This window comes from Streptomyces sp. ASQP_92 (assembly GCF_025399895.1).
Taxonomy (GTDB): Bacteria; Actinomycetota; Actinomycetes; order Streptomycetales; family Streptomycetaceae; genus Streptomyces.
The window spans coordinates 468,713-479,086 of the sequence record NZ_JAODUA010000002.1 but is presented as its reverse complement, the minus strand read 5'-3'; the positions used below and the strand labels follow the sequence as shown (position 1 = coordinate 479,086).

The 10,374-nt window shown below is 72.1% G+C and carries 8 protein-coding genes and 1 pseudogene; 5 read left to right on the top strand and 4 right to left on the bottom strand.

Translation table 11 applies throughout. The annotated features are described in order from the left end of the window. Nucleotides 1–88 precede the first annotated feature (88 nt). The 4 genes from N4G70_RS08260 to N4G70_RS08245 are packed head-to-tail and all read left to right on the top strand — an operon-like array spanning nucleotide 89 to nucleotide 3,766. Entirely contained in the window at nucleotides 89–838 is a 750-nt protein-coding gene (locus tag N4G70_RS08260) for an SDR family NAD(P)-dependent oxidoreductase (RefSeq protein ID WP_261711818.1), read from the top strand. Between the two features lie 41 nt (nucleotides 839–879). Then, nucleotides 880–1,812, top strand: a complete 933-nt coding sequence (locus N4G70_RS08255) for a trans-aconitate 2-methyltransferase (RefSeq protein WP_261711817.1) — start codon at nucleotides 880–882, stop codon at nucleotides 1,810–1,812. After that, a complete protein-coding gene (locus N4G70_RS08250) occupies nucleotides 1,809–3,050 on the top strand; it encodes a pyridoxal phosphate-dependent aminotransferase (protein WP_261711816.1) in 1,242 nt (413 codons plus the stop codon). The genes N4G70_RS08255 and N4G70_RS08250 overlap by 4 nt, the downstream gene beginning before the upstream one ends. Continuing rightward, nucleotides 3,047–3,766, top strand: coding sequence for a tryptophan 2,3-dioxygenase family protein (locus tag N4G70_RS08245; RefSeq protein ID WP_261711815.1), 720 nt, complete (start codon nucleotides 3,047–3,049; stop codon nucleotides 3,764–3,766). Before N4G70_RS08250 ends, N4G70_RS08245 begins: the two co-directional genes overlap by 4 nt. Here the strand turns inward: N4G70_RS08245 and N4G70_RS08240 are convergent. Continuing rightward, nucleotides 3,763–4,491 (bottom strand): hypothetical protein, encoded by a 729-nt coding sequence (locus N4G70_RS08240; RefSeq protein WP_261711814.1) that lies wholly within the window; start codon nucleotides 4,489–4,491, stop codon nucleotides 3,763–3,765. The two genes, N4G70_RS08245 and N4G70_RS08240, sit on opposite strands and share 4 nt — an antisense overlap. Nucleotides 4,492–4,772: 281 nt before the next feature. Between N4G70_RS08240 and N4G70_RS08235 the strand changes: the two genes are divergently transcribed. Then, nucleotides 4,773–5,972, top strand: coding sequence for a NarK/NasA family nitrate transporter (locus tag N4G70_RS08235; RefSeq protein ID WP_261712081.1), 1,200 nt, complete (start codon nucleotides 4,773–4,775; stop codon nucleotides 5,970–5,972). Here the strand turns inward: N4G70_RS08235 and N4G70_RS08230 are convergent. The 3 genes and pseudogenes from N4G70_RS08230 to N4G70_RS08220 all read right to left on the bottom strand — a co-directional run bounded on the left by N4G70_RS08230 (nucleotide 5,939) and on the right by N4G70_RS08220 (nucleotide 10,325). Next, nucleotides 5,939–8,013 (bottom strand): annotated as a pseudogene (locus tag N4G70_RS08230) (HelD family protein). The gene N4G70_RS08235 and the pseudogene N4G70_RS08230 sit on opposite strands and share 34 nt — an antisense overlap. A gap of 86 nt (nucleotides 8,014–8,099) precedes the next feature. Continuing rightward, on the bottom strand, nucleotides 8,100–8,729 hold the full coding sequence (locus N4G70_RS08225) for a TetR/AcrR family transcriptional regulator (RefSeq protein WP_261711812.1): 630 nt from the start codon (nucleotides 8,727–8,729) through the stop codon (nucleotides 8,100–8,102). A gap of 30 nt (nucleotides 8,730–8,759) precedes the next feature. Then, a complete protein-coding gene (locus tag N4G70_RS08220) occupies nucleotides 8,760–10,325 on the bottom strand; it encodes an oleate hydratase (RefSeq protein WP_261711811.1) in 1,566 nt (521 codons plus the stop codon). Between the last annotated feature and the right edge of the window lie 49 nt (nucleotides 10,326–10,374).

The following is a 10,374-nucleotide window of genomic DNA, read 5'->3' as shown; positions in this document are numbered from 1 at the left end:
GCGGCCCGCCTCTCCCCGTGGTCCTGCCCGCCGGAGCACACGTCGAGGGGCTGCCCGTCCACGGATCGAGAAAGTGGGCCACACGTCCATGAGCCTGCACGGAAAGAGCATGGTGGTCACCGGCGCCGGCACCGGCATCGGACGGGCCGTCGCCCGCAGGCTCCTGGCCGCCGGAGCGTCGGTGACCCTGGTGGGCCGCAGGGCGGGACCGCTCGGCGAGACGGCCGACACCGAGGGCGGCGAGCGGGCCCTGGTGCACCCGGCCGACATCGGCGACGAGGCGGGGGCGGGCGCCGCGGTCGAAGCCGCCGTGGCGCGGTTCGGCGCGGTGGACGGCCTGGTCAACAACGCGGGTCTCGCCCGGTTCGCGCCGATCGAGAAGGCGGACCTCGCCGATCTGACGGCCATGCTCGGCGTCAACCTCCTGGGCCCCGTCCACCTCATCCGCGCGGCGCTGCCCTGGCTGCGCGAGCGAGAGGGCGCCGTCGTCAACGTCTCCTCGGTGGGCGGGGCGCTGGCGATGCCCAACCGCGCCCTGTACGGGGCGACGAAGGCGGCGCTCAACAGCCTGACCCGCTCGCTGGCGCGCGAACTCGCCCCGCGGGTACGGGTCAACGCGGTCCTGCCCGGCCCGGTGGACACCCCGATGTACGGGGACCTGGGCCTGGACGGGCCGGGCACCCGCGACCTGATCGCCGGCCTGGTCGAGGCGACCCCGCTGGGCCGCTTCGGACGGCCCGAGGACATCGCGGGCTGGGTGTGCAATCTGCTGGACCCGGACATCTCGGGCTGGGTCACCGGTGCGCTGGTCGCCATCGACGGGGGACGTAGCGCGTGATCACCGAATCGGACAACGGCGACGCGGAAGGAATCAGGGACATGGAAACCGCTGACGGCACCACCGAGACAGTCATCGAGGAAAGCACCATCTACACGCGCGAGGAGTTCCGCACCATCGACGTGGGCGCCATCATGCGCGACGGCCACCCCGACATCTCCGACGGCGACCGTCTCATCGTCGACCGGGTCGCCGCCCGGCGTGCGGAACTGGGCAGGCCGCTCACCGTCATGGACGTGGGCTCCGGCTCGGGCGTCCTCGCCGGCATGATCGCCGACCGGCTGCCGGACTGCCGGGTCATCGCCAACGACGTGGCCCGCAACCCCCTGGAGCAGGCCCGCGACCGCCTCGCGGACAAGCCGCACGCCGAGGTGTTCGGCTCCCCCTTCCAGGAGTGGCGGGAGCCGCTCGACGTCATGATCTCCTGGGGCAGCCACCACCACCTGCCGCACAACCACCTCACCCACGCCCGCGAACTCCTGGGCGCCGAGGGGCTGTTGATCCTGGGCGACGAGTTCTGTCCGGAGTACTGCACGCCCGAGGACGCCCTGCGACTCAAGTCCGCCGAGGTCATCGAGCTGGGCGGCGGCTATCTGCTCGCCAGCGACGAGGAGATAGCCGCCTACCGCAAGGACGGGTCGGTTCCCGAGTGGTCGCGCGCGCTGGAGGACCGCCGCCGCAAGACGCTGTGGAACTGGTACAAGTTCGTCATCGACTACGCCATCGAGCGCGACAACTGGATGGTGGCGATCGCGGAGATGCAGATCACCAAGGACGACGTCGTCACCGCCTTCGAGGAGGAGCACAAGCTCTCCCCGCTGATCGTGGAGCACGAACTCGCCGTCAACGGCTTCCGGCAGCGCGCCAAGCACGTCATCGGCGACCGCGAGCCCGCGCTCCAGAGCTTCTTCGTCTACGAGTTCGTCGTCGACTCCGGGGCGGCGCGTCCCGCCGCCGGTCAGGGTGGGTCGTGAGCGCCGTGTCCCGGGCCGGCACCATCCCGTCCTCGTGTCTGCACGAGGTGTTCCGCTCGGCCGAGCAGCGGGAGCGGACGACGGGCCGGCCGGTCATCAAACTCCACGTCGGGGAGCCCTACTTCAAGCCTCCGCGCGAGGTGGCCGAGGCCACCGCGGACGCCGTGCGCTCCGGCCGCACCGCCTACACCTCCGCCGAGGGGATGCCCGCGCTGCGCGAGGCGCTGGCCGTCAAGCTGGAGATGGAGAACGGCCACCACACCTCACCCGACCACATCTTCGTGACGCCCGGCTCCTGCCAGGGCCTGGCCGCCCTGATGCAGTCCCTGGCCGGCCCCGGTGACGAACTGCTGCTGCCGGAACTGCACTGGCCGATCCATCTCCAGCAGTGCCTGCTCGCCGGGTTCCGCCCCGTCTTCTACCCGCTGGGCCCGCACTTCCGTCCCACCGCCGAGGGCATCCGGGCGGCCCTGACCCCCCGGACCCGCGCGGTCCTGATCAACTCGCCCGCCAACCCGACGGGCGCCGTACTCGGCGCGGACGAGATGGCCGCGGTCCTCGCCGTGGCGCAGGAGCACGACCTCCAGATCATCAGCGACGAGGCGTACGAGCACTTCGTCTACGACGGCGAGCACACCTCGTTCGCGTCCCTGGAGCGCGGCCTCGCCGAGCACGAGCGCCGGGTCTCCTCGACGTTCTCCTTCTCCAAGAGCCTGGCCATGACGGGCTACCGGCTCGGCTATGTGGTGACCCCGCACCGCCGGGCCGCCGACGCGATGCGGGTGGTGCAGGAGGCGAGCCTGGTCAGCCCGTCGACGCCGGTGCAGTACGCGGGTCTGACGGCGCTCAAGGCGCGCGACAGCGCGGTCCGCAACGCGGCGCTGGTGCGGGCCAACCGGGACCGGGCCCTGCCCGCCCTGCGGGAGGCGGGGCTGCTGGCCGAACTGCCGCAGGGCGGCTGGTACGCGGTCCTGGATGTCGCCGGGGTCTCGCACGACGCGGCGGACTTCGTGCGGGGCCTGCTCGAACGGTACGACGTGGGCCTCGCACCGGCCGCCGGGTTCGCGCTGCGCCCGGTGGTCTCCGCATCGGGCCATACGCTGTCCGCCGAACCGGCGGAGCAGGCCAGGACCCTGGTGCGCCTGGCGTTCTGCGGCGACCCCGAGGAGCTGGACACCGGGATCGAGCGGCTCCTGGCCCACACCGCGGAGCAGCGGGCGAGCGGCGGACACCCATGAGCTCATCCGACTACGCGCGCTATCTCGCCCTCGACGACCTGCTCTCCCTCCAGCACCCGCTCTACCCGGCGGGCCGGGACCCGGCCGTCGAATCGGCCGAGCGCTTCTTCATCGTGGCCCATCAGACGAGTGAACTGTGGCTCGCGCAGGCCGCGTTGGACATCGACGCCGCGGTCGACGCCCTCGCGGAGGCGGATGGCTCGCCGGAGTGGGACGGCCCCGAGCGGGCCCTGGAACACCTGGGCCGGGTGACCGGCATGGTCCGTGTCCTGGACGAGACCGTACGGCTCCTGGAGCGCCTGCCCCTCCAGCACTTCGCAGCGTTCCGGCGCCATCTGGGCACGGCCAGCGGCGCCCAGTCGCGCGGCTTCCACGCCCTGGACGACCGCCTGGGCACCGCGTCCGACGGCGGCACGAGCCCGCTGTACAGCGCCTACCTCAAGGCGCTGGCGGCGTGCGCGACGCGCGTCGAGGAGGTGTGCGAGCGGGGGGCGGCGGGCGCGGGCGTCCACCACCGCGTGGCCGAGGCTCTGCTCGACCTCGGCTACGCGTTCTGGCGCTGGAAGATCACCCATCTGTCCCTGGTGGACCGTACGGTGGGCGGTCTGCGGGGCACCGGCGGCTCGACGGGCCTGTCCTATCTGGCGTCGCGGGTCCGTATGCCGTTCCCGGAACTGCGCGCGGCGCGGGAGGAACGGCACACCGTCCAGGACTAGCTCCGCCCCGAACCTCCCGGAGCGCGGACCGCGCCGTCCGGCTCGCGCTCCGGGGCTCCTTCACCGGAGCCGGCGTCACGGCCGGCCGCCTCGCCGGCCAGACCCGTCAGCCGCAGGGCCCGCAGCATGGCGGGCAGGTCCCCGCGGTCGTACGCGGAACCGGAGACCACCGACTCCAGTTGCCGCGGCGTCAGTTCATACCGTTCGGCCCGGCCCAGAAGGTCCTGCGGGCCGCTGTCCCCGGCCCGGCCGAGGTCGATGCTCCCCAGGACGTCGCCGCGGTCGACGAAGCGGCTCATCCCGCAGTCCAGGCCGTCGTCGTCGAGGCCCTCCGGATAGGGGGCACGCGACCAGGCGCCGTTCTCGTACCAGTAGACGCAGCCCAGTTCGTAGCCCTCGATCAGATCGCGGAGCCTGGCGAACGGAAGCCAGTCCGGAGCGCCCGCCAGCATGTCGATCGGGGGCTTGTGCCACTTGACGTCGCTGGACTCGTCCTCGCCGTAGAGCACGAACCGGCCCTCGCCCATCCTGGCCAGCGTCCACCACGTACAGCCGCAGTCGTCGAGGTGCAGACCGCCGCCGTCGATCCAGATGCCCGTGCGGTGCACGAAGGGCAGGTCCTCGTCCTCGGCCGACGCCTCCAGGACCGCGAGCAGGCCCCACCGCGCCCAGAGCGCCTCCGGGCTCGGCAGATCACCGGGCAGGCCCGGACGGTGCATCGTCATTGTTTCCCCCACTGTCTCCCCCGTGAGAAGAGCGCCTCCATGTGCTCGGCCGAGACTAGCGGGCGGGTCCGACACTCCCGCCGGGGCGTCGAGGGGCTGCCCCTGGGCGTCGAGGGGGCTGCCCCGGGGCGGTTCCCGCTCGTGTCGCGGCGGCCTTTCCTCGTCGCGGCCGGCGTCCCCCGTACGGCGCAGTCCGGCGCGCCCGCGCGGGGGCGGCCCCCTTGACTGAGGGCGTGGACACCGTTTCGAAACCCTCTGGCGCCGCGTACCGCAACCTGGTGATGGCGACGGTCGGGTTCACGCTGACGTTCTGGGCGTGGGACCTGATCGCCCCCCTGGCAGGCGATTACAAGGACCGGCTGCACCTCAGCTCGCTGCAACAGTCGTTGCTGGTCGCGGTCCCGGTGCTCGTCGGGTCGCTCGGGCGGATCCCGGTGGGTGCGCTGACCGACCGCTACGGCGCGAAGCTGATGTTCCCCCTGATGTCGGCGCTCACCATCGTGCCGGTGCTGCTGCTGATCCCGGCGCGCGACAGCTACGGCCTGATGCTGGTCATCGGCTTCCTGCTGGGGCTCGGCGGCACGACCTTCGCGATCGGCATCCCGCTCGTCAACTCCTGGTTCCCGCCGCACAAGCGGGGCTTCGCGCTCGGCGTGTTCGGCATGGGCATGGGCGGGGTGGCGCTCTCGGGGTATCTGACGCCCCGCATCGCCAAGCACGGGTATCACGTCCCCTTCCTGGTGGTGGCGATCGCCCTCGCCGTGTACGCGGTGCTCGCCGCGCTGCTGATCACGGACCGCCCGGACCGGCCCGTCCCGACGGCGACCCTGGGCTCGCGGCTCGGCCGAGCGGGGCGGCTGCGGGTGACCTGGGAGCTGTCCGCGCTGTACGCGATCGGGTTCGGCGGGATCGTCGCGTTCGGCGTGTACCTGCCGACCTACCTCAAGACCTGGTACGCCCTGTCCCCGACCGACGCGGGCTCCAAGGCGGCCGGGTTCGCGCTGGCCACGGTCGTCTTCCGCCCGATCGGCGGCTGGCTCTCGGACCGCGTCCACCCCGCGCTGGTCACGGCCGGGGCGCTGCTCGTGGTCGCCCTGCTCGCCATCGTGCAGGCCTTCGACCCCCCGCTGTACCCGGGCGGAACCATCGCCCTGCTGTGCATGGGCGCCGGTCTGGGTACGGCCAGCGGCAGCGTCTTCGCCCTCGTCTCGCAGGTCACCCCCCAGCCCCAAGTGGGCAGCGTGACCGGCATCGTGGGCGCGATGGGCGGCCTCGGCGGCTTTGTGCCACCGCTGGTCATGGGGGCGATCTACAGCGCGAAGGACTCGTACTCGATCGGCTTCATGCTCCTGTCCGATCTGGCGCTCGCGGGCTGTGTCTACGCCGTCGCCCGGATGCGCACGAGCCGCCCGCAGCCCGAGGAGCAACCGGTCAAGTCGGCGCGGCGTCAAGCGAGTTCGGAGGGCAGCGGCCTGCTGTGAACGATGTCGAGGCCGGACACGGCCCGCGTCAGGACCACATACAGGCGGTGCAGACCGCGTTCCTCGGACGCCGCGATCTCGGCCGGTTCGACGGCCACCACGTGGTCGTACTCGAGCCCCTTGGCCAGCGTCGCGGGCAGCAGCGCGACCCGCTCCGCCCCGCTCGCGTCGAGACCCGCCGAGGCGAGCGCCTCGCCCAGGGCGGGCACCCGGTGGTCGGCCGCGATGACGCCCACCGACCCCTCCCCGCGCAGCGCGGCCCGCACCGCTTGGACCACCTCCGCGCCCAGCTCTTCCGGTGTCGCGGCGAGCCGGTGGCTCAACCGGCCGTCCCCGCGCAGGGATCGGCCGGGTGGTACGTCCACGTCCAGGGCGGGGAGCAGACGGTTGGCAAGCTCCACGATCGCGGCCGGCACCCGGAAGCCCGTGGTCAGGGGCACCACGACGGCGTCCGGCTTGCCCAGATGGGCCAGTTGGCGCCGCCAGTCGCGGGCCGCCCACGGGGTGGTGCCCTGGGCCAGGTCGCCGAGCACGGTCAGCGAGCCGAACACGGCCCGGCGGGCGATGGCCCGGCACTGCATCGGCGACAGGTCCTGCGCCTCGTCGACGACGATGTGCCCATATCCCTCCGGGTGTTCGATCAGCCCGGACACCTCGTCGAGCAGGATCAGATCGGCCGCCGACCACCGCGCGGACTTCCAGGAGCGCGGGGCCGGGCCCACAGCAGCGCCTTCTGTTCGGCGCCGTCCAGCACACCATCGGCGGCCGGGGCCAGCGCCTCGGGGTCCGCCAGCAGGTCGGCCAGGACCTCCTCCGGCTTGACCCTGGGCCACACCGTGTCGACGTACTCCGTCACCGGACGCGCCCTGGTGATCTTCTGGAGCCAGGTGTGGTTCACGGGACCGGCCCGCCGCTCCGCCTGGAGCTGGATCTCCCGGACCGCCCGGCTGCGCACCCGCTCCCGGCCGATGGCGTACGGCGGCGCCTCGGCGCGTACCGCCGCGACGATCGAGGCGAGCTTCGCGCGTGAGACCCGCCAGGTGGCCGAACCCTCGCGCAGCGCAAGGGAGTTGACGGGTTCCGCGACCCGTCCGTACAGGGCGCGGCGCAGCACCTCGGCCATGCGGGCGTCGTGCTTGACGCGCGCCGCCTGCGGGGTGTCGACGGCCCGCACCTCGCGGCCCCGCGTCTCGCGCACGACCTCCTCGTCCACGGTGGACTGGCGGATGTCGCTCTCGCCGAGCGCGGGCAGGACCTCGCAGACATACGACAGGAAGGTGCGGTTGGGGCCGAGCACCAGGAGGCCGCGCCGCTGGAGGCGTTGGGGGTGGGTGTAGAGGAGGTAGGCCGCCCGGTGCAGCCCGACGGCGGTCTTGCCGGTGCCGGGGGCGCCCTGGACGCAGATGGACCGGGCCAGTTCGCAGCGTACGAGGTCGTCCTGTTCGGGCTGGATGGTGGCCGCGATGTCCCGCATCGGGCCGACACGGGGACGCTCGATCTCGCCGGTGAGGATCGCGCTGGTCCCGTGCGTCTCCCCCGCCGTCAGGCGCTCGTCCTCCAGGCCGGTCAGGTCCTGGGCGGCCCCCAGGCTTCCTCGCGCCCAGCCGAAGCGCCGGCGGACCTCGACGCCCTGGGGGTCGCGGGCGCTCGCCTGGTAGAAGCGGCGCGAGACGGGGGCGCGCCAGTCGACGACCAGGGGCGGGGCGGAGGGGTGTTCGCTGATGCGCCGGCGGCCGATGTGATAGCTCTGCCCGGCGTGGTCGGCGTCGGCACCCGCGTCGAAGTCGAGCCGCCCGAAGAACAGCGGCCCCTGCGGCATGTCCCTCAACTCCTTGGCCCAGCTGCGGAGTTGATACCCCAGGACCTCGGCGTCCGCACCGGAGGCGAACGCGTTCTCGCCGTGGACGACGCGCTCACCGGCGCCCTCGGTCATCGCGGCGAGGGCCGCCCGGCAGGTGTCGTGGTAGGCCCGCTCCTCGGCGAGTTCGCGGTCGAGCTTCCGGCCGAGCCCCGTGCCGAGCTCCCGGTCGAGTGACGTCATACCGACGAGGATAACGTAACCGGGTTACATTTTTTACTCAGTAACGAAATGGCCGCAAGCACCGGCTCCGTCTCGCCCGCCGCCCGTCACCCCTGCCCGTACCCGGACCCGAGCCCCCGCGCCAACTGCCCGAACGCCTCATCCGCCGCGGCCACCGCCTCCTCGTACAGCGACTGCGCGCTCGCGCCCCGCGCGATCCGGTTCCAGTTGTCCTCAGCGAGGATCCGCTGCACGGCGATGATCTGGCCGGCCGCGACACGCGCGCCGATGCCCTCGCCGAGCTCGGCGGCGAGCGCCTCCTCGGATCTGCTCTGGTACCCGTGGAGACGGGCCACCAGGCTCGGCGTGCCGTACAGCAGGGCGTGGTAGGCGCGCACGTGCGGGTTGTCGCAGAGCCCGGTCACCGGGTCCCGGCGTTCGAGGCCCTCGCGGAAGTGGGCGCGCAGGGCGGGCAGCGGAGCGACGCCCGCGGCGCGCCCGGCGGCGACGACGCGGGCCGCCTCGTCCTCGTGGTCGGCGAACCGGTGCAGGACGAGGTCTTCCTTGGTGGGGAAGTAGCGAAAGAGGGTCGGCTTGGAGATCCCGGCGGCGGCCGCGACCTCCGCGACGGAGACCCGGTCGAAGCCGCGTTCCAGGAACAGCCCGATCGCGGCCTCCGACACCGCCTCGTACGTCCGGCGCCTCTTCCGCTCCCGCAACCCCGTCTCACTGCTCATGCCGCGAGCCTACGCGGCCGTTCGGCCGGGTCACCGGCGGTGCAGCGTCTCCAGCGCCTCGATGAGGACCTTCGGGTTGTGCCGGCCCTTGTAGACGGGTGGCGGCTGCTTGTCGAGGCGCAGGAGTCCGGCCACCGCCGTCCAGGCGGTGCGTACCGAGTACTCGACGGTGAACACCACGTCCTCGGGGACCTCCGCGTACTGTCCGATGAAGGCCAGGTTGGTGGAGTTCTCGGGTACGACCTGGGGCCGGTCGCCCCGGCCGCGCACGAGGAACTGGCTCGTGATGTAGGGCATCAGGGCGGGGATGACGATCGAGTTCTCCAGAATCTGCGGCCCCTGCTCGAAGCGGAGGTGCCGCAGCACCTCGTCCAGGATCTCCGCGCCCGTGCACCGGGTCATCGGCTTCTTGACGAAGTCGCCCTCCTTGTCGGGGAACAGGGCGTAGCCCCACCAGACGAAGGTGTCGTCGGGCTGGTCGCGGAAGTGCGGCTGATGGTTGAGCACGATGGTGAGCAGCCAGCTGGAGTCCTTGAACGTGATCAGACCGCCCTTGCCGGCCTCGCTGCCGCTGAACTCCTCCATCAGCTTGAAGAAGGTGGGGTCCTTGGTGGTCACGGTGAACGACTCCCAGGTGGAGTCCGCGACGGAGCCGTCGAACACCGACGGGTTGCCCAGACCGGGCCGCTTCGCGGCGAGGGTCCGCCACAGGTGCCACGATCCGCTGGAGCCGGAGGCGTCGAGGACGGGGGCGCTGGTGGTGGAGCCCAGCGTGGAGTTGGCCGTCATCGAGCCGTTGGTGACCATGACCAGGTCGCCGGGGCCGAGCGTGACCTCCTCGCTGAGGCCGTTCCTGGTCCAGGTGAGGCCGGTGGCGGTGAGCGCGTCACCCTCGGCGAGGCGCACATCGGTGACCCGGGTGCCGAGCTGGAGCGTCACCCCGTGGCCGGTGAGCCAGGCCAGCAGCGGGCGGACGATGGAGTCGAACTGGTTGAAGCGGGTCCGGTAGATCCCGGACATGCTGTCGAACGTCTTGAAGAGGTGCACGAACCGGTTCAGGTAGCGGCGGAACTCGATGGCGCTGTGCCACGGTTCGAAGGCGAACGTGGTGCACCACATCCACCAGAAGTTCGTGGTGAAGAACTCGGGGCCGAAACAGTCCGTGATGCGCTTGCCGTCCAGCTCGCGCTCGGGGGTGGCCACACACGCGACCAGCTCCAGGCGGTCCCGCTCGGAGAAGCCCATGGAGTGCGCGGCGACAACCTTGCCCGTGGCGTCGACCAGGCGGGCGTGGTCGTCCCAGGCGAAGTCGTCGTGGAAGGCGAAGGTGTCCTCCGTCACCGACTTCGACGGGTCGTCCAGGGAGGGGATGGAACCGAGCAGGTCGTAGGTGCAGTCGAAGTGCACCTCGAACATGCGGCCGCCCCGCATGGTGTAGCCGGTCTCGGGCGAACCGGCCGCGTCGAGGCTTCCGCCTTCGCGGTCCTGCTCCTCCAGAAGGACGATGTCGGGGCCGGCGAACCCGCCGTCCCGGATCAGGAACGCCGCCGCCGACAGCGCCGCGATCCCACTCCCCACCAGATACGCCTTCGCCACGATCCGCTCTCCTTCGTCGGGGCCGCCCGCCCCCGGACCCGGGACTTCG

Excerpts from the sequence above, each read along its gene's own strand:
- N4G70_RS08235 (WP_261712081.1), top strand. The coding sequence starts at position 4,773 with ATGGCGACGGTCGGGTTCACGCTGACGTTCTGGGCGTGGGACCTGATC.
- N4G70_RS08240 (WP_261711814.1), bottom strand. The coding sequence starts at position 4,491 with ATGACGATGCACCGTCCGGGCCTGCCCGGTGATCTGCCGAGCCCGGAG.
- N4G70_RS08260 (WP_261711818.1), top strand. The coding sequence starts at position 89 with ATGAGCCTGCACGGAAAGAGCATGGTGGTCACCGGCGCCGGCACCGGC.
- N4G70_RS08245 (WP_261711815.1), top strand. The coding sequence starts at position 3,047 with ATGAGCTCATCCGACTACGCGCGCTATCTCGCCCTCGACGACCTGCTC.
- N4G70_RS08225 (WP_261711812.1), bottom strand. The coding sequence starts at position 8,729 with ATGAGCAGTGAGACGGGGTTGCGGGAGCGGAAGAGGCGCCGGACGTAC.
- N4G70_RS08255 (WP_261711817.1), top strand. The coding sequence starts at position 880 with ATGGAAACCGCTGACGGCACCACCGAGACAGTCATCGAGGAAAGCACC.